An 18,528-nucleotide genomic window follows, 5' to 3' on the forward strand; every position below is an offset into this window, starting at 1 on the left:
ATTTCCGCACGGTTTTTTTACATAGTTGAAGCCGTTTGTTGCTTGGCTTCTTCTTCAATATGTTCACCAGTTCGTTCGATTGGCGAGCGTTTGTGATAGCGTCCAAGCAGTCCTGTCATGATAAAAATACCAATTAACGAATAAAGAACTTGAACTACGCCGAATACCACTGTTGCAGAGCCTACAATCAACACATCTGTCAAAAGCATTGTTTTACCTGGATTAATGCCAAATCTCTTATCAAGAAACACGCATAGCATGTTGATTCCGCCAAGAGAAGAGCCGTGACGAAACAAAAAGATTAGTCCAATGCCGACGATAATGCCGCCCATAACCGCGGCTACAAGCGGATGCGGAAGTGCAAATGAAAAGTTGGCAGCTAATAAATCGGACATCACTGACATCAGGCTAACGCTGATGAAGCTTTTTATCGTAAACTGCAGTCCAATTTGTGTAAGAGCCATAAAATAAAACGGTAGATTGATGATAAAGAACAATACCCCAAATGAAATACCGGTTAAATGCTGCAGCACAATGCCAAGTCCTGCCGTTCCGCCAATAACGAGGTTAGAAGCGGTTAAAAATTGAATTCCGATGGCAACGCATAAGCAGCCAAAGGTAATCCATCCCCATTGTTTTACGTGATTCATATCTCCATCCCCTTTTGTATATTTATACAATACTTTCGATAGAAAACACCGTCTTTTAATTCACAAAATCTATTTTACTATATATCTTTTCAAAAAAAAGCACTTTTGTGAGAGAATCTAACACAAGATAAAAAGTTAGATAATTCAGATTTATTGAGTTCTTCTGGAGCAAATGAGTGATAAGCCGATATGTTTCTAAAAAAAGATTAAAAAGAAAGAATGAGAAAAACGGATTTTGGAAAATGTATAAACAAATATTTGGATAATGGTCAAAAAAAAGGGAAGGAATATCAGTTAAAACGAACTATTTTAATTATTAATTAAAATATTATTCGTATTTGTGTTGATTTTTGTTTGATTGAGGTAATATATAACATTATTAGCATGAAAATATGTAGAGATGGAAGTGGATGCAAAATGAATAAGAAATTATCAGCGTTGACAGGGGTGGCTGTACTTGCTTTTTCGCTTACAGCATGTGCCCCTCAGCAGGAAAAAGAGGTTTCTGCTGAGAAAAAAGAACCCGTTCAAAATCTAGCTGATCAGCAAATTATGGCGGACGCTTGGTACCAAACATCCGGCGAAATGAAAGCTTTGTATTACCAAGGCTATAATACAGGGAAGCTTCGTTTAGATGAGGCGCTTGCAAAAAGTACCGATAAAAAGCCTGCCATTATTTTGGATTTAGATGAGACCGTGCTTGATAATAGCCCATTTCAAGCTTCAGCCATCAAAACGGGTAAAGGATTCCCTTATAAGTGGGATGAATGGGTGCAAGCAGCAAAAGCGAAAGCAGTGCCAGGTGCTGTCGATTTCTTGACGTATGCAGATCAAAAAGGTGTAGATATTTACTACATTTCAGGCCGTACAACTTCTCAGCTTGAGGCAACAATTAAAAACCTAAAGAATTTACATATTCCTCAAGCAACCAAAGACCATGTGCTGTTGACGGGTCCAAAAGACGAAGGAAAAGAAACGCGCCGTCAAAAAGTAGCGACGAATCATAATGTAGTCCTGCTGTTTGGTGATAACTTATCTGATTTTAGCGGCTTTGATAAAAAGTCGATGAACGATCGAAATAAGCTTGTAGAAGAACAAAAAGAAGCATTTGGTCAAAAGCTAATTGTGTTTCCAAATCCAATGTATGGAGATTGGGAAGGAGCTATTTATAACTACGACTACTCAATTTCGGACAAACAAAAAGATAAGCTTCGCCGCGAACAGCTTCAATATTTTAATTAAAAAATAGGTTGAAACATAACGAAATCGCTCCAATCAAAAGGCGAACAAATTGGATACATGAGCTGAACCGCTTGTTACACCGCTGTTGATTTCCGTACAAGACTTCGCTTTCCGCGGGCGGCCGATGAGCCTCCTCGTCCCTTCTCTCCTGCGGGGTCTCATCTATTCCGCTTTTCCCGCAGGAGTCTTCGTCTTGCCCTCCAATCAACAGCTGGTATCACCTGCATTGAATGAAACCTGTGTTCAGCATCACAATAAAAAATCCGAACGAGGTTGATTCTTCATTAAGAATCAACCTCGTTCGGATTTCTCTTCAACTCACATATTGTTGTCCCAGCTTCTTTTAATCTTTTTACTATACCCTATTTAAACGATAGCTTGTACAAATGATCCTGCTTTTTAAGAAAGAAGCCACGGAGCATAAGGAGCTTGCTTCCACTCGTGTTTTAACATGCCATAAATTACAAGATCGTGGTAGTGATCATATAGATATTCACCTTCTCTGCAAATGCCTTCTTCTGTAAAACCTAGACGCGTAGGGATGGCTTTGCTTTTTTCATTATTAACGCCGCAGCGTATTTCGACTCGATGAAGGTTTAACGTATTAAATGCATAATTCAGGCATCCGTGTACGGCTCTTGTCATAATGCCTTTTCCTTGGAAATCATGTCCAATCCAATAGCCGAGACTTGTACTTTTATTTCCCCAATTAATTCCGTGGAAACCAATCATTCCGGCGATTTCTCCGTAGTACCGAATGATCGCCTGGAACCCTTGGTTATTATAGTATTGAGCTCTCCATTCAGGGATGAGTTCATCATAGTCAGCAATACTTTGCATGCTATCTACCCATGGGAGCCATTCTTTTAGGTAAGGTCTTGACTCGTTAATAAGAGAAAGCAAGGGGAAAGCGTCAGTTGATTCAATTAAATGCAAACTAACTTCGTCATCAATTTTGTATTCAAACATACGAAAGCCTCCTGTGATGATGGGCCTGCTGAGATAAGCGTAGCGTGTAGGCAGTTCTAACATCTAGTTTTTCTTTATTCTACCACAAGTAGCAGAGCGGAGAACGAGGAAGTTTGAGCTAAACGTAAATAACGCATAAAGTCGATAGGATTTTAATGATTAAAAAAATTAATAATTGAAAGCACTTTTATCAATATTTTTACAGAAAAGAAGCATATACAGTGATACAATGGAAGAAGAGATAAGGCGTTGTATGTATACATACTTTCTAACAAACATGATATTGGATTGATAAAAGCAGGTGGTAAAAACATGGATGTACAACTATTAATAACGGTATTTGCACTCGGGTTTTTCGGGTCATTTTTAGCAGGTATGCTTGGAATTGGAGGGTCAGTTGTTTTGTACCCGCTGTTGCTATTTGTTCCGCCTCTTGTAGGAGTGGGAATATTCAGCGCACACGAAGTAGCTGGTATAGGGGCCGTGCAGTCGCTGTTTGCCTCCGTTTCAGGAGCTCTTGCTTATAAAAAGGGCGGCTATTTGAATAAACCGTTAATTTTATATATGGGCGTCAGTGTCTTAGTTGGTAGTCTCATTGGTTCAACGCTATCAAACTCGTTTTCAGAAGGAATGATCAATTTCATTTACGGCGTGATGGCAACAATTGCTGCAGGATTAATGTTTATGCCAAAAAAAAATAATCCAGCGGCCGATTCATTCGAAGTGACGTTTTCAAAACCTTTGGCAGCAGCCCTGGCGTTTTTAGTTGGAATTTGCGGGGGAATTGTCGGAGCAGGAGGCGCATTTTTACTTGTTCCTATTATGATTACCGTGTTAAAAATTCCTGTGCGCGTAACGATTGCAAGCTCATTAGCCGTGACGTTTATTTCGTCTATGGGAACAACATTCGGTAAAGTAATGACGCATCAAGTCCTTTTGCTTCCGGCGCTTATGATTATTGGAGCAAGCTTACTAGCAGCTCCTATTGGCGCTTTTGTCGGGCAAAAGACGAAGGTAGCGTCGCTGCAAGTGATCTTAGCAGTCGTTATTACGGCGACTTCGTTGAAAATATGGTTTGATTTACTAATGAAATCTATTCATTAAAAAAAGCTGCCTCTTTAAGGGCAGCTTTTTTATTTTGTTGTTGATGCAACAAGGTGAGCGACTAAAATATAGCGTTCAGGTGCTGAACCAACGTAGTTAAATGGATAACAGGTGCTGACGGTTAAAGTGGCTCTAGGTTTGGGCACAATAACGGTTCGGTCATCCGCATCCACAATTCGTACTTTGTTTACTTTGTATGTGAAGGTGCCTGCTGCTGTACTTACCACAAGCGAATCGCCTTCACCCACGTCGCCAAGCTTACGAAAAACCGTATCGCGATGTCCTGATAGAACAGAATTGTCGTTTTGACCAGGCAGCACGCTTCCCGCAAAATGACCGACGCCTTTTTCTAATTCATCTTCGTTCGTACCGTGATAAATTGGCAGCTTCGCGTTTAATTTAGGAATATATAGTTCTCCCATTAAATCACCGATTTTTGGCTGTTTCGGATAAGACACATTTGACACTTTCGGCTTTTTTTCTGAGCTAGCAGTACGAGAGTGTACCGCTTTTTTGGGTTCAACAGAAGAAGCTTCAGCAGAAGAGTCTGCTGTTGATGAGTCCTTGCTTTTAGAGACTGAAGCTGCGGCTGGTTCTTCTGTATCCATTGTTTTAAATGCCAAATAGCCTCTTGCAAATTTATAGGCGTTTGTTGTTGTAAACCAAAGACCAAAGCAGATGACAGCGGCTAAAAGGGAAAGAACAATCAACCGCTTTTTACGATTGATTGTTCTTCTTGTTTTTCTTGGTTCCATTTTATGCGCGTCTCACTTTGCGGAAAAGAACAAAGCCAGCTGCTACAAGCACTAATCCAATTAATGTATTTGTTACATAATTAGAAGCCGTTTCCGGAAGTTTTCCGCCTTTAACGGTTTTTTGTACAGCGCTATTCGTTTGTTGCTTCTCCGGTTCTTGTTTCTTTTCCACTGCTGGTTTTTGCGCTTGAGCTGGTTTTGCTACAGCTTCAGCAGATTTTTCTACTTCTTTTCCTGTATCTGTGATGATATCAGAATTAAACATATCGCCTGTGATCACCATGTCTGCTAAAAATTTACCGTCTGTTGTATAAAGAGAAATTTTTAGACTTGCATTTTTTAATTCTTCTAAGTTGATTAAATCAGTAAGAGAAAGCGGTCTTTCATTTCCGCCTTGTACAAGTGAAAATTTAGCGTCTAAATGGAAGATTGATAGCATTTCTTTATAAATAGACATTAATTCAGCGATTTGATCAGCAGATAATTCTGTTGCTGTATCAAAATCTTCGAATGCCGCTAAGCGCTCGCCTAATTGATCTAAGCGGTTAAGCGTTGCTTCATTTGAAAGCTCATCTTCTAACGATGTAAAATGTGCTTCAATTCGATTTAACTCTTCTGAAGTTAAGCCTAATTCAGACTGCATAAATGATAGTAAGCCGCTTAAATCTTCTTCACTTAATTCATCATCGTAAGAAGTGTCTTCTTCGTCATATGACTCATCATCTTCATACCAGTCATCGCCTTCTAGATAGAAGCCGACATCATCGTATAAATCATCTAGGTACACATAGTCGTCTAAGCTTTGGCCGTTTTCTTTTAATAACGCATTTAAGCTTGTTTTGTCTAAGTCAAAATCTGCATACAAATCTTGCACGTTATGTAAGTCAGCTGCAATCGGTTCACCTAACAAATCTTCTAAATCTGCGATTGTATCGTAGTTTTCAAGACTATCGTCATACAGTGAAAGTGAATATTCAACGTCGTCTTTGGTTACTTCAAAACCTCGCGTTTGGCTTACCGATTTTAAATATTTGTTGAAGTCTGCGTCAAATGTTGACGCGGCTGCGAATGAAGACGTTGGAAATACGCCAACAAACAGCAGAAATGATAATAAAATTGTCCCCAGTTTTTTCATCAATTTTCTCCTTTTTTTTACGTTTTCTACAAGATTATATAGTAAGAGTTATAAATTTACAATATATACTTATATTATATATACCTTGAATATAGTGGTAATTTAAGGTATTTATAGAACTATATATTTTGAGAATACCATATGGAAGGGAGCGGAAAGACCTAGGTATAAAAAAGGGGAAAATAAAGAAAAAGGTTTATAATTTTTTTGACAAAGCAGAAATATAAAGAAACATCAAAAAAGAACAGCACTTAGAAGCTGTTCTTTTTGAAATGATATGTAAGCATTAGCATAGATAGTTGAAATTCGATACCGTTCCGCTTTAGAAAAAGGTGGCTACGAGTTATGATTTTAGTAAGGATAGTGAAGAAAAGTGAGAGCGCGGTTTTGTCAGCTCTATTTTGATTCCTTTTAGTCTTAAACGTTCTACAAACTGTTTGCGTTTTTTTCGCTTTTCATGCGGGGATTGATTCATATTCGCCTCATCCTCCATATTTAGTCAAGTAGCTAACATATCATTATCATAATCAAAAGATGACGGTTACACAATAAACATTCTCAAATATTCACAAAGATTTAAAATTTGTTACATTGATAGTGTACATGTACCCCATTCTCTTTTTTTATAACATCTCAATGTGCTGTTTTTAAATTGAAGTTTTATGAATTCCGTCGCAGAATAAAAAAACATGATCAAAATGAGCACGCAGACTTTTATATTTTGATTCATGGTGCTTAAAAGCTATACTAGTAGTGCGTATAGAAAAGACGAAAACGAGATTGGATATCTCATCTATTCGTATACAAAAAAGAAAGAGGGATCTTGATGAAAACAGAACAGCAGTATTTTGAAGAAGGAAAATCAATTCAAACATATATGAACGACATGAGTACATTAAAAGAGGAAAGTTTAGCTGTTTATGAACAATTTCAGCTTCCTAAAGATGGACTGGCTGACAAATTAAAAGCTCACAGGCTTCACTTCTTAGCGATTACTGAAGATTGGTGCGGAGATGCGATGATGATTAACCCAATCATTCGTAAAGTAGCTGAAGCTGCCGGTATCGATGTGCGTGTTGCACTGCGCGATGCGGATACCGAATTAATTGATCGTCACTTAACAAACGGCGGCCGTGCTATTCCGATTATTTTAATTTTTAATAATGAAGGAAATTTACTAGGTAAATGGGGTCCTCGTGCTCCTGAAGTTCAGCAAATCGTGGATGAGCTTCGCGCCGAACTTCCTTCAAAAGAAGATCCTTCGTTTGAAGAAAAGCAAAAAGAAGTCTTTTCTGCGTTACGAACAAGATATAAAGAAGAACCGGCTCTTTGGTCGTATGTTTATAACAGCTTCAAAGAAACAGTGTTAGCTGTTGTAAAATAATTTAAAAAAGCAGGGTAAAATGAGCGCTTCATTTTACCCTGCTTTTTTTCTGGTTATTGCAGCAAAATCGTTTGTATATCACTTTAATGAAAAGGCTGTTTTTATAAATGTTAGTGTTCAAAACGCGCACTTTTAATTGGTAAAACGCACAAAATTCTAAAAATAAAAATATTTTTTATTCAAAACGCGTACTTTTTTAACTTGATGATGATATAATAGCAAATAATAAATGAAGAAGGGGGACGCGTGAATGAATGTAAAAGCTTTTGGTTAGTACTTTTAAGCAGCATTTTTAGAGATCAAAATGAATTTTATTTTTTAAATTTAATGAAAGCGCTTAATAACTCACTTCTCAGAATATATAGAAGAAAGGTGTTAGATACATGAATAACTTACATAGAAAAATGGGAACGTTTTCTCTCATGATGGTCGGCCTTGGATCTATTATTGGATCAGGATGGCTGTTTGGGGCATGGAGAGCTGCTCAAATTGCAGGCCCTGCAGCAATTGCTTCTTGGATTATTGGAATGGTTGTTATTTTATTTATAGCTCTTTCTTACAGTGAACTAGGATCGATGTTTCCAGAAGCAGGAGGTATGGTTAAGTATACGCAGTACTCACACGGCTCATTTCTTGGCTTTATTGCGGCTTGGGCAAACTGGATTGCCATTGTATCAGTTATTCCTGTTGAAGCGGTTGCCTCTGTTCAGTACATGAGTTCATGGCCGTGGGAGTGGGCGAAATGGACAGGCAGTTTAGTAGAAAACGGGATTCTTACTGGAAAAGGCTTGGCTATTGCTACAGGGCTATTAATCATTTATTTTCTTTTAAATTATTGGACGGTAGGCTTATTTTCGAAAGCTAACTCACTTATTACCGTTTTTAAAATTGTGATTCCAGGGCTTACAATTGGTGCTCTTTTATTTGCAGGATTTCACGGCGGAAACTTTTCCTCTGCAGGAGGCGTTGCTCCAAATGGATGGGCAAGCGTGTTGACAGCTGTTGCTACGTCTGGGATTGTGTTTGCTTTTAACGGTTTTCAAAGCCCTATTAACATGGCGGGAGAAGCGAAAAATCCGGGACGCTCTATTCCAATTGCCGTGGTAGGATCCATTTTGATTGCAACCGTGATCTATGTATTGCTTCAAATTGCGTTTATTGGAGCGGTAAATCCTTCAGAAATCGTAAAAGGATGGAGTCATCTGAACTTTAATTCGCCGTTTGCCGATTTAGCGATTGCACTAAATATTAACTGGCTTGTTATTGTTTTATATGCCGATGCGTTTGTATCGCCATCAGGAACAGGTATTACGTATACAGCTACCACGTCACGCATGATTTATGGTATGGAAAAAAATAAATACTTGCCGAATATACTAGGACGAGTTCATCCGCTTTACGGCGTTCCTCGTCAAGCCATGTTTTTTAATCTATTTGTCTCATTCATCTTTTTATTTTTATTTAGAGGCTGGGGAATTTTAGCCGAAATTATTTCTGTAGCTACGTTAATTTCATATCTTACTGGTCCTATCACAGCTATGACGTTAAGAAAAACGGGGACCAATCTTTATAGACCTTTACGTATAAAAGGGTTAAATGTAATAGCGCCTCTTGGCTTTATTTTTGCTTCACTTACTCTTTATTGGGCGAGATGGCCGTTAACTGGACAGGTATTATTTATTATTTTAATTGGTTTGCCAATTTATTTTTATTATCAAGCAAAATCAAAATGGAAAGGCTTTGGTCAAAACTTCCGAGCTGGCGTTTGGATGATTGTCTACTTATTATGTATGATGACAATCTCCTGGATAGGAAGTGAAAAATTCGGGGGACTCAATATTATTAAATACGGCTGGGATATGGGACTTATTGCAATTGTTGCACTTTTCTTTTATGCTTGGGCACTTAAAAGCGGGTACAAAACAGAGTATTTAAAAGAAGCAATTCATGTTAATAATGAAATGAAAGCAGCGGAAGCACAGACTGCCTCGGCTAAAGAACAAATCATGGAAAAACAAATTAAATAAGTAGTAAAAATAAGGCTGGGACAAAAGTATTTCAGTTAAAGTCAAATGCGAACTATTAATTATTTTTTAATTGGTAGTTCGTGTTTTTTGTTGTTATGTTGAAGATAGATTTCATGTTTTCAATTGCTTCTAGCAGTTGATTGGAGGACAAGGCGAAGACTCCTGCGGGAAAAGCGGAACAGATGAGACCCCGCAGGAGCGTAAGCGACGAGGAGGCTCAGCGGCCGCCCGCGGAAAGCGAAGCCTTGCACGGAAATCAACAGCGGTGTAACAAGCAGCTCAGCTCATGTATACAATTTATTCGTCTTTAGATTAGATTGATTTAGTTATGTCCCAGCCTTTTTTTATGGATAAATTTTCTTTTTTTGAATACTAGATAGTAAAAAATGCTATAATGGTTGGCAAAATCATGCAGGGGGAGAACGACTTATGGATATCGTATCAATCACTTCTTTTTTAAGTGTCGCCGCTTTGCTTACGGTTATGCCTGGTCCTGATAACTTATTTGTTTTAGCACAAAGCATATCAAACGGTAAACACGCAGGGATTTCGACTTCATTAGGTCTTTGCACGGGCTTGCTTGGTCATATAGCAGCGGCAACGTTGGGTCTGTCAGCTATTATTTATCAATCAGCTTTAGCATTTGCTATTGTCAAATACGCTGGGGCAGCTTATTTATTATATCTGGCTTATAAGACGTTTACAGCCAAAGATTCCGCTCTCGCTGTTGAAAATAAAGAAGCCATTGAGTACAAGGTGCTATATAAAAAAGGAGTGATTATGAACCTGCTAAATCCAAAAGTTTCGCTTTTTTTTCTTGCTCTTTTACCTCAGTTTGTTAATCATTCAACCGGACACACCACGCAGCAAATGCTTGTTTATGGAGCTGTGTTTTTAGTTCAAGCGCTGATTATCTTTACGTTAATTAGTCTATTTGCAGGGAAAGTAGGGGAGTTTTTGCGAAAATCTCCGGCGCTGTCTAAGCGGCTTAATCTCGTGCAAGGCTCTATCTTTACGCTTATTGGCTTAAAAATTGCTTTTAGTGAGAAATAGCAGAAGATAAGGTGGCGAACCTGTTTTTTATCTCTATTAAGAGGCGTGGACATAGGTTAGTTAAAGGGAGATCCGAACGATAAATCCAATTCGTTCGGATTTTTTATGTTTATGGTAAAATCCAGTTTTTTAAGTTATTGTTCTCTAACCTTTAAGAGGACGAACCCTTCTTGTCCACTTACATATATATATAAAATGAGAGATAAAACATCGGACAAAGCCGGTGTTAACCCCAAGTTCTTTCATATTATGGCTGAAAGGAAAGGTTCACATGAAAAAAGTATGGCTAGATGCAGGGCACGGCGGTACAGATTCAGGCGCTTTAGGAAATAATTTGCGTGAAAAAGATATTACGCTGCAGCTTGTATTACACGCGCGGGCGTATTTAGAGCATAACTATTTAGTAGATGTTCAAGTAACTCGTTCAACCGATGTGTTCGTTTCATTATCAGATCGAGCGAACCGAGCTAATGCATGGGGAGCAGATATATTTGTTTCGATGCACATTAATGCCGGCGGAGGTACTGGATTTGAAACGTATCGCTATCCATCACAAGAGGGAAGTCAATCTTCTCTTTTACAAAAAGAGCTTCATGCAGAGATTTTACCAACCATGTGCAAATTTGGAACGATTGCAGATCGCGGTTTAAAAACAGCTAATTATGCTGTACTGCGTGAAACAAATATGCCTGCTGTTTTAACTGAAAACTTGTTTATCGATACAACAGCCGACGCTGAAAAATTAAAAAACGCGACGTTTCTTCGTGAAGTGGGAGAAGCACACGCGCGTGGAATTGCTGCGTATTTAAACTTACCTTCTACTAGCGTTACATTCTATATCATTCAATCTGGAGATACGTTTTATAGCATTGCAAAGAAGTATAATATCACCGTTCAGCAGCTGCAGGATGCAAATCCCGGCGTAGATCCTACCAAACTGCAAATTGGGCAGCAGATTGTTCTTCCTGTCACTACGTATACTGTACAAGCAGGAGATACGTTCTATAGCATTGCAAAGAAGTATAATATGACTGTTCAGCAGCTGCAGGATGCAAATCCCAGCGTAGATCCTACCAAACTGCAAATTGGGCAGCAAATTATCATTCCCGCTGTTTAATATCTGTAAATAAAAAAGATGACACGGCACCGTGTCATCTTTTTTATTATTGAACTAATCTTACAAGCATATGGGCAAGGTGATGCTGTTGCTCTTCGTTTCCAACCTTCCACAGTTCGTGAAGCAGGTTTTCCTCTCGGTTGCGCGGCTCTTCATGCTTAGCAAGATAGTCAGCTACTTTCTGAGCTGTTTTAGCCAGCTGTTCCTCATTCATCCCTAACTTTTCGCCTTTTGAGACCTTGTCCCCTAGATAACTTTTAAATCCTTCGAAGCTAGAGAGAATATCCTCTTTTTTCTCCTCGCTCATAGAATTAATGGCTCCTTCAACTTTTGCTGAATGATTTGTTTCTACAGAATTACTCATAGTTTTTTTCTCCTCTCATGGTTATATTTGGGTGTTAGAAAGCATATTCCCTGAGGATTCAGTAAATAAACGTCCAAATGTGTTATTTTTACATTATGACATTTTACAAGGACTTAAAAAGGTGAGGTCAACCGAGAGTTTATCAACCAATAATAAAATGACAAAAAAAGACTTTGAATAAAGAAATCAAAGTCTTTTCATGATTTTTATACTGAAGCATCATACTTCCGGCGTAGGAGTAGGCGTAGCATAGCCTTCCTTATATTTATCATCGATTTCTTTGCGAATGTCTTCGATGCTTTTGCCTTTGCTGTAGTCTACTACAGCTTGAGCCGCTATTTCTAAGCAGACACCGCATTTTGTTCCGTGATCATCCCACGTTACTGCGCCGTTTTCTTTGTTTTCAAAGATAAAACAGTCGTAGTTGTTTTGATGATTAGCTTCTTCTCCACATCCGCAGTAGCAAGGAATGTTTTCTAGTAAGGTTTGATGCTTAGCAGCGGCTGCATAAATAAGCTGCATATCTTCGGGCTTGTCACTCAGAAAGGAAGGGAGAGTTTCACTATTTTTTGTTTCTTCTCGTTTATCCCCTAATGTGTGCGGCTGATGTTCTTCATGTTGTGTTGTTTCTGTATGTTTGCTAGCTGAACTTTCTTTACTTTCGTTTCCGCAGCCGGACACCATGCCTGCTGCAAGGACAACTGTTATGACCTTTGATTTCATCATCAAAATGTTCATCCTTTCTTCAATTAAAGATAGAAAATAATATGTACATCCATCACGTTAAAAAGACATCATTCGTCTTTGAAGTCATTCATCAACTTTCTGCAAAATAATTTTCCGATACATACCTTTTAACATGACGCTTGAATTTTCCTTCAAGATAAGCTGATCCCGGCTTGCTTCAAGCATATGTTCAAAAGAGAGGCCAATATCTGTTCCTAGTAATTTTACGAAGAGGCGGAATATTTTTTTAGGAAAAGCCGCGGATTTCTTTTTGGTTTCAAATTTATCAAAAATCAGGATCGTTCCCTTGGGCTTTACTACTCTTGTCATTTCTTTTAAAGCTTGCTTTGCATCAGGCACTACGCTAAGAATCAAGCTTGCTACAACAACATCAAACGAAAAAGAGTCGAATGTTAGCTGCTGAGCGTCCATTTGGTGGAAAGTTATAGACGGGTTTTTGTATTTATCTTTTGCTTTTTGAAGCATTTCACTGGAATAGTCGATGGCTGTTACATTTACTTGATGAGGAATAAAAGCTAAATCGGCACCCGTTCCAACACCTACAAATAAAATGCGCTGCTCAGACGAAAAGGGGACATCTTGAAAGACTTTTTTTCTGGCTCGATAAAACATCCCGTTATTAAAAAAGACATCATAAAAAGGGGCCCAGCACTTATAAATAAATTGGTTCCAGCGGTTATTCACGTAAACCCTCCTAAAAAATAAGCTTTCCAACGTATGCTGGAAAGCTTATAGATTCCATTTATTTTTTCATTTTGAGTAAGCGAAGGCTGTTTAAAATAACAAGTAGCGCTGCTCCTGTATCGCTTAAGACGGCAATCCACAGAGTAAGCCACCCTGGGAAGATAAAGGCTAAGGCAATGACTTTAACAATAATAGAAAACCAAATGTTTTGTTTGATAACAGCTAACGCTTTGCGACTTAGCTTCATTGTATGAGGAAGCTTTTCTAAATTGTCTGCCATCAGGACAATATCAGCTGTTTCCATGGCTGTATCAGTACCAGCACCGCCCATTGCAATGCCAAGATCAGCAGTAGCAAGGGCAGGGGCATCGTTAATTCCATCTCCAACCATAGCCGTTTGATACCCTTCATGTTGAAGCTGCTGTATGGCCTTTACTTTGTCTTCAGGCAGCAAATCAGCGAAATAGCGGTCTACCCGAGACTGAGAAGCAATCATTTTAGCTGTTCCTTCGTTATCACCGGTTAACATCACAATTTGCTGCATTCCGTTTTGCTTAAGGCTTTCTAAAGCAGATACGGTTGTATGTCTGATGGTATCAGCTACGCTAATAATGCCTAGAACACTTTTAGCTGTTCCGACAATAATAATCGTTTTACCTTCGTTTTGAAGCTTTTCAATCTGAGACCAGCAGTGTGTTAGAGGTGTTCCTAAATCTGAGAATAATTTTGCATTACCTGCGTAATAAACCGTGTCTTGAATTGTTGCTTGCACGCCTTTTCCCGTAAGAATTTTAAAATTTGATCCTTGTAAAGAAACAACTTTTTTCTCCGCAGTATAATCCACGATAGCGCGGGCAATAGGGTGATTTGAATAATCTTCAAGCGTTTTGGTTATCGCTAAAAGCTGATTTTCTTCAGCAGCAAGGGAAACAACTTCTGAAACGGCTGGTTTGCCTTCTGTTAGCGTTCCTGTTTTATCAAAAGCAATCGCATTGATTGCACCGGCTTTTTCTAAAAACGTCCCGCCTTTAATGAGCACGCCATTTTTCGCCGCGTTTCCAATCGCAGATACAATGGCGACGGGAGTCGAAATGACTAGCGCGCATGGACAAGCGACAACTAATAATTCAAGCCCTTTGTAAAACCACTCGCTCCATGCACCATCAAACAGGGGAGGGATGACCATAATGAATAAAGCTAAAATAAAGACAATAGGTGTGTAAATGGTTGCAAATTTATCAACAAATGCTTGAGTCGGCGCTTTTTTCTCCTGTGCTTCTTCCACTAAATGAATGATTTTAGAAATGGTCGTATCTTCGACTAGCTTTGTTACTTTAATTTCTAAAGATCCGCTTTCGTTAATCGTGCCGGCATAGACAGCATCGCCCATTACTTTATCAACGGGAATAGATTCACCTGTAATAGGAGCTTGGTTGATACTGGATTCCCCGTTTATAATTTCACCATCGAGCGGAATTCGGTCTCCTGGCTTTACGACAATCGTGCTGCCAATTGAAATATCTTCCGCAGCTTTTTTAATCAGCTGCCCGTTTTCCTTTACCCATGCTTCAGAAGGAGCTAAATCCATCAAACCTCGTATCGAGTTTCTTGTTTGTTCAATTGATCTTGTTTGCAGAGCTACACCTAAAGCAAACAGCCAAACGACCGTAGCGCCTTCAAGCCATTCACCAATAACAGCTGCTCCAAGTGCTGCAACGGTCATTAAAACATTCATGTCTAAAGAACGGCTTTTGATTCCGTAATAAGCACTTTTAGCCGGCTTATATCCACTAACAATCATAGCAATAGCGTACAGTACAGTTGTCATATAAGAAGCAATTCCTGTATGAGAACCGATAAAACCTAGTGCGATGAGAATACCTGAAAAAATAATCGGACCATTTTTGCCTTTATGGTGCCGAGATTCAGCGGGCTGCCTGCTGCTGGTCACTAAAGTAGCGGTATACCCAGCTTTAGATACTTCTTTAATAATGTCATCAGCTTCATTATCATGTTCAATTTGTGCTTTTCCCGTTGAAAAGTTAACGCGTACGTCTTTGACAGCAGGAACTGTTTTTAAATGATTCACAATCGTGTTTGCACAAGCTGCACAGTCCATTCCTTCAATCAAATACGTTTTCATTTTCTTATTTGATTGAATAGGCTCAATACTAAAGCCCAGTCTTTCCACTGAGTTTGGAATGAGTGACAGAGCTGATTCACTTGCCGCCGCCACTTGAAGCTTTCCTGTATTGTAGTTGATTGCTACGTGTTGAATATCGTTTAACGTTTTTAAACTTTTTTCAATCGTAGCAGCACAAGAAGGACAATCCATTCCATACACGCGGTATTCAGCCGTTTCTTCTATGTCACTGCCTGTTGCTATATCGTGATCACTGCAGCAAGAATGCTGGCTTTTATCGGTCGTTAACGCACTTGTATCTGAACAGCAGCTGTGACTGTGTGCGTGACTCTTTGTACTACAGGAAGAAGGTTCTTCAGTAGGTGCGGCTTCTGAAGAAGAGGAGCAGCAGGGGCTGTTCTCAATTTCTGATGAAGAAGGGCCGCTGCAGCAGCTTCCGGTATGGTGATGATGTTTTTTATCTTCGTGTTTCATTGTGTCCCACTCCCTATACGGTAAGAAAAACTTAAATGGTTACATCTTCTTTTTTAGCAAACATAATATCAATTACTTGTTTAATATGTGCATCCCTTAAAGAATAAAAAGCTAACTTTCCTTCTTTGCGATAATTGGCAATTCCTATATTTCGCAGCAGTCTTAAGTGATGAGAAGCAGTAGCAACCGTAGAGCCTACAATGTTGGCTACGTCACATACACATAATTCCTCACCTTTATAAAGGGCTAATACGATTTTCAGCCGCGTTTCATCTCCCAACGCTTTGAACATCGTAGAAATATCCTGAACAGCTTCAACATCGATAGAAGGCTTAATACGATTCACCTTTTCTTCGTTAAAACAATAAATATCACAGCGGTCTTTTGGCATGATTTCCTCCTTCATTCAAACATTCAAATGATTGTTTGTTTATAATATATGTCAATTTTAAAAAATGTTCAAACATTTATTGATTATTCGGACTTTTTTTCTGAGCAAAACATAAATATAGAAAGAATAAATATGAAAAGTATGCCTATTAGTGTATGTACTGTGGACTAAATGGTGCGGACAAAAAGAGAATGACTTTACGTGTAGAACAAAACAAAAAGCCACCCCTATAGGTAGCCTTTCAATGACTTTTAAAAATGAGAGAAATAACCGAATACAGCGCAAATTATGTTCATTTGGTTATCGTTTTAATCGATTAAATAATAAATCTGCTGCATTATTTAACACCTTGTCCGATTCTTTTAATCGCTTGTCTGAGTTTTCTAAATAGGATTGAGCAGATAATACAACATCTAATGGATCCTTGACATTTTTCTTTTCGGTGCATACTAAATGACCTACATTATTTTTCCAATGAATCGTGCATTTAAAATTCACAAATGTATCATCGCTCGTTCTCAAACGCAAATGCCTGATGATGGGGTTAGATGAAGAGTGCTGTGACAGCATCCACATTGCTTGTTTCCGGTCGTCTTTATGAATAATGCTCCACAGACTGGAGACTGAAGAAAAATAAGAATGTGCTTGACTAGAAAAATGCAGGATTTTACCTTCTTGATTTAATTGAAAGTAAGGAACGGGGATCCATTTAAGTATGTTACTTTCCATCATGCACCTCTCCCAACTTAAGTAATCTCTTTTACCATATCACAATTACCTAATATTTGTATGATTTTTATCATTTTTCCCACTCTTTTCTCCATTTTAAGCTGTAAAAGCTACCGAATTATTCAGTTTACAACACTTGAAAAAAGAACGTGTGTTCGGTAAACTAAAAATTAAAGGAGCGAATTCTATGGAACGGCTACTTCAAGAAAGCTACTCTTCGAAACGACCTGTTGAAATTATTTATATGGATGATAAAGGATGTTTGACACAGCGATTTATCATTGTGTATAAAATTGATCCTCAGAGCGTAAAAGCTTGGTGCTTACTAAGGAACGAGAAACGAACGTTTAAAATAGAGAATATCCTTTCATGCGGATTCAGCAATAAAAGGAAAAGCAGTTTTAGGCAGAAAGCTCACTCAATTTAAGAGGGGCTTTTTCATATCATTTCCTCTTATGGCGTGTGAGTTATTTTCATACACTATATCCACCAGAAAGGGGAATGAACATGACATTAAACCAAGGAAAGAAAACTAAACATATTGCTAAAGGGAGCAAGGACGGAGAAAATATGACAATGCAGGGTGAAAAAAAACAGCATGAAGCACAAAGTACCTCTTTGTCTCATAATAATTGTCGTGCAAACCTTGACGGAGATTAATCTAGAAAAGGAAAGCTTTCGTCTCCGAAGCTTTCCTTTTTTTTGTGTATATCGCATTTCTAAGTTAACTCGTATTTTCCTGAGCCAATCACAATATACTCTTTCGCTTCACGTGTTCATACTATCCTATCTCGCATCCTTCGTTTTTAGAATCATTTTTCTGACGTTCTTGCAACACTGGGTCTACTATATTACTCATAAGCGAACCTCAGCCTTAACGGGAAAGAAAAGGGGAAATGAAGATAAAAATTCTGCGTTTCTTCATTATAATAAGAAAAAACGATCTGTTTACTAGTATTTAAATCTTTCGAAAAATCAAAATAAATAATGATTGATTTCGTCACTTTATTGTGGTTTCATAATAAAGTGTAAAAAGACCATTTTTCTTTCAGAGAGAAATGAGATAGAGTACTTCTGTGTTGATTCTTTCTTTTGAATATAGTATACATACAGGGGTATAGAAATTAATTGGGAGGAAAACATGGCGATATTATATATGAGCATAGGTATTTTACTTTTATTAATTTGTTACAGTTTTTATAAACGCTATGTGCCGGTGCAAGGAATAAAGAAAGTGACGACCGCCGACTGTGCTTCTACAACGATTTCGTATGTAGATGTTCGTCATTTTCATGAAATGAAACAAAACCCCTGTCAAAAAGCAATCCATATTCCGCTTCCTTATTTAGAGAGACAGCATGAGGAAATTCCATATAAAGAAGTGGTCGTAATTGTTCCTGACAGCATTTCCCGAAATTTAAGCATTCGGCAGCTAAAAAAACATGGATATCAGGTCAAAGGATACATGTGTGCGGAAAGATGTGTATAATAAAAAAACGGCAAATAAGCCTTAAACGACTTTGATATAGAAGGATATAATAGATAAGCTAAGCGATACTC

At 38.3% G+C, this 18,528-nt stretch carries 22 protein-coding genes; 10 read left to right on the forward strand and 12 right to left on the reverse strand.

Annotated elements, in window-relative coordinates:
* Positions 1-17 precede the first annotated feature (17 nt).
* Complete coding sequence (locus ACRPLQ_RS06740) at positions 18-650, reverse strand: YitT family protein (RefSeq protein WP_028414439.1); 633 nt, start codon at positions 648-650, stop codon at positions 18-20.
* A gap of 417 nt (positions 651-1,067) precedes the next feature.
* Here ACRPLQ_RS06740 and ACRPLQ_RS06745 point away from each other — a divergent pair, with 417 nt between their 5' ends.
* Positions 1,068-1,892, forward strand: a complete 825-nt coding sequence (locus ACRPLQ_RS06745) for a 5'-nucleotidase, lipoprotein e(P4) family (RefSeq protein ID WP_028414438.1) — start codon at positions 1,068-1,070, stop codon at positions 1,890-1,892.
* Here ACRPLQ_RS06745 and ACRPLQ_RS06750 read toward each other — a convergent pair.
* Together ACRPLQ_RS06750 and ACRPLQ_RS06755 are read right to left on the reverse strand one after the other, a co-directional pair.
* Complete coding sequence (locus ACRPLQ_RS06750; RefSeq protein ID WP_416420710.1) at positions 1,885-2,100, reverse strand: hypothetical protein; 216 nt, start codon at positions 2,098-2,100, stop codon at positions 1,885-1,887. The two genes, ACRPLQ_RS06745 and ACRPLQ_RS06750, sit on opposite strands and share 8 nt — an antisense overlap.
* 191 nt (positions 2,101-2,291) lie before the next feature.
* Positions 2,292-2,861, reverse strand: coding sequence for a GNAT family N-acetyltransferase (locus ACRPLQ_RS06755; RefSeq protein WP_013083913.1), 570 nt, complete (start codon positions 2,859-2,861; stop codon positions 2,292-2,294).
* Between the two features lie 312 nt (positions 2,862-3,173).
* Between ACRPLQ_RS06755 and ACRPLQ_RS06760 the strand changes: the two genes are divergently transcribed.
* Positions 3,174-3,965, forward strand: coding sequence for a sulfite exporter TauE/SafE family protein (locus ACRPLQ_RS06760; protein ID WP_033580552.1), 792 nt, complete (start codon positions 3,174-3,176; stop codon positions 3,963-3,965).
* A gap of 29 nt (positions 3,966-3,994) precedes the next feature.
* Here ACRPLQ_RS06760 and ACRPLQ_RS06765 read toward each other — a convergent pair whose 3' ends face one another.
* From ACRPLQ_RS06765 to ACRPLQ_RS06775, 3 genes are all read right to left on the reverse strand, one after another.
* On the reverse strand, positions 3,995-4,720 hold the full coding sequence (locus tag ACRPLQ_RS06765; RefSeq protein WP_028414436.1) for a class D sortase: 726 nt from the start codon (positions 4,718-4,720) through the stop codon (positions 3,995-3,997).
* A 1-nt stretch (position 4,721) separates the two neighbouring features.
* The gene (locus tag ACRPLQ_RS06770; protein ID WP_325077164.1) at positions 4,722-5,855 is read right to left on the reverse strand and encodes a processed acidic surface protein; all 1,134 of its coding nucleotides are present in this window, start codon (positions 5,853-5,855) and stop codon (positions 4,722-4,724) included.
* Between the two features lie 343 nt (positions 5,856-6,198).
* Positions 6,199-6,330 carry a hypothetical protein gene (locus tag ACRPLQ_RS06775; RefSeq protein ID WP_013057845.1) on the reverse strand — a complete coding sequence of 44 codons (132 nt, stop codon included), beginning with the start codon at positions 6,328-6,330 and terminating at the stop codon, positions 6,199-6,201.
* A 351-nt stretch (positions 6,331-6,681) separates the two neighbouring features.
* On the opposite strand from ACRPLQ_RS06775, the gene ACRPLQ_RS06780 reads away from it, so the two are divergent.
* The 5 genes from ACRPLQ_RS06780 (at position 6,682) to ACRPLQ_RS06800 (ending at position 11,436) form a co-directional block, all read left to right on the forward strand.
* A complete protein-coding gene (locus ACRPLQ_RS06780) occupies positions 6,682-7,239 on the forward strand; it encodes a thioredoxin family protein (protein WP_432235825.1) in 558 nt (185 codons plus the stop codon).
* Positions 7,240-7,622: 383 nt separating this feature from the next.
* Positions 7,623-9,266 carry an APC family permease gene (locus tag ACRPLQ_RS06785; RefSeq protein WP_165636509.1) on the forward strand — a complete coding sequence of 548 codons (1,644 nt, stop codon included), beginning with the start codon at positions 7,623-7,625 and terminating at the stop codon, positions 9,264-9,266.
* A gap of 136 nt (positions 9,267-9,402) precedes the next feature.
* Complete coding sequence (locus ACRPLQ_RS06790) at positions 9,403-9,537, forward strand: hypothetical protein (protein ID WP_255219779.1); 135 nt, start codon at positions 9,403-9,405, stop codon at positions 9,535-9,537.
* Positions 9,538-9,695: 158 nt separating this feature from the next.
* On the forward strand, positions 9,696-10,319 hold the full coding sequence (locus tag ACRPLQ_RS06795; protein ID WP_325077162.1) for a LysE family translocator: 624 nt from the start codon (positions 9,696-9,698) through the stop codon (positions 10,317-10,319).
* Positions 10,320-10,590: 271 nt separating this feature from the next.
* The gene (locus ACRPLQ_RS06800; RefSeq protein ID WP_432235826.1) at positions 10,591-11,436 is read left to right on the forward strand and encodes an N-acetylmuramoyl-L-alanine amidase; all 846 of its coding nucleotides are present in this window, start codon (positions 10,591-10,593) and stop codon (positions 11,434-11,436) included.
* Positions 11,437-11,482: 46 nt separating this feature from the next.
* On the opposite strand, the gene ACRPLQ_RS06805 is transcribed toward ACRPLQ_RS06800, so the two are convergent.
* The 6 genes from ACRPLQ_RS06805 to ACRPLQ_RS06830 all read right to left on the reverse strand — a co-directional run bounded on the left by ACRPLQ_RS06805 (position 11,483) and on the right by ACRPLQ_RS06830 (position 16,968).
* The gene (locus ACRPLQ_RS06805) at positions 11,483-11,800 is read right to left on the reverse strand and encodes a DUF3243 domain-containing protein (RefSeq protein WP_014459329.1); all 318 of its coding nucleotides are present in this window, start codon (positions 11,798-11,800) and stop codon (positions 11,483-11,485) included.
* Positions 11,801-12,019: 219 nt separating this feature from the next.
* A complete protein-coding gene (locus ACRPLQ_RS06810; RefSeq protein WP_367077987.1) occupies positions 12,020-12,526 on the reverse strand; it encodes a PCYCGC motif-containing (lipo)protein in 507 nt (168 codons plus the stop codon).
* 84 nt (positions 12,527-12,610) lie between these two features.
* Positions 12,611-13,231: a class I SAM-dependent methyltransferase gene (locus tag ACRPLQ_RS06815; protein WP_028414429.1), complete on the reverse strand. Its 621-nt coding sequence runs from the start codon at positions 13,229-13,231 to the stop codon at positions 12,611-12,613.
* Positions 13,232-13,289: 58 nt separating this feature from the next.
* Entirely contained in the window at positions 13,290-15,848 is a 2,559-nt protein-coding gene (locus ACRPLQ_RS06820; protein WP_098113276.1) for a heavy metal translocating P-type ATPase, read from the reverse strand.
* Positions 15,849-15,879: 31 nt separating this feature from the next.
* A complete protein-coding gene (locus ACRPLQ_RS06825) occupies positions 15,880-16,239 on the reverse strand; it encodes an ArsR/SmtB family transcription factor (protein ID WP_028414427.1) in 360 nt (119 codons plus the stop codon).
* Positions 16,240-16,539: 300 nt separating this feature from the next.
* Positions 16,540-16,968: a PAS domain-containing protein gene (locus ACRPLQ_RS06830; protein WP_223546161.1), complete on the reverse strand. Its 429-nt coding sequence runs from the start codon at positions 16,966-16,968 to the stop codon at positions 16,540-16,542.
* A gap of 187 nt (positions 16,969-17,155) precedes the next feature.
* Here ACRPLQ_RS06830 and ACRPLQ_RS06835 point away from each other — a divergent pair, with 187 nt between their 5' ends.
* The 3 genes from ACRPLQ_RS06835 (at position 17,156) to ACRPLQ_RS06845 (ending at position 18,457) form a co-directional block, all read left to right on the forward strand.
* Positions 17,156-17,395 carry a hypothetical protein gene (locus ACRPLQ_RS06835; protein ID WP_033580560.1) on the forward strand — a complete coding sequence of 80 codons (240 nt, stop codon included), beginning with the start codon at positions 17,156-17,158 and terminating at the stop codon, positions 17,393-17,395.
* Between the two features lie 80 nt (positions 17,396-17,475).
* Positions 17,476-17,628 (forward strand): hypothetical protein, encoded by a 153-nt coding sequence (locus tag ACRPLQ_RS06840; RefSeq protein WP_165573530.1) that lies wholly within the window; start codon positions 17,476-17,478, stop codon positions 17,626-17,628.
* A gap of 481 nt (positions 17,629-18,109) precedes the next feature.
* Positions 18,110-18,457 carry a rhodanese sulfurtransferase gene (locus ACRPLQ_RS06845; protein ID WP_028409228.1) on the forward strand — a complete coding sequence of 116 codons (348 nt, stop codon included), beginning with the start codon at positions 18,110-18,112 and terminating at the stop codon, positions 18,455-18,457.
* The last annotated feature ends 71 nt before the right edge of the window (positions 18,458-18,528 follow it).

This window comes from Priestia sp. TRN 1309, from assembly GCF_050846875.1.
GTDB lineage: Bacteria > Bacillota > Bacilli > Bacillales > Bacillaceae_H > Priestia > Priestia zanthoxyli.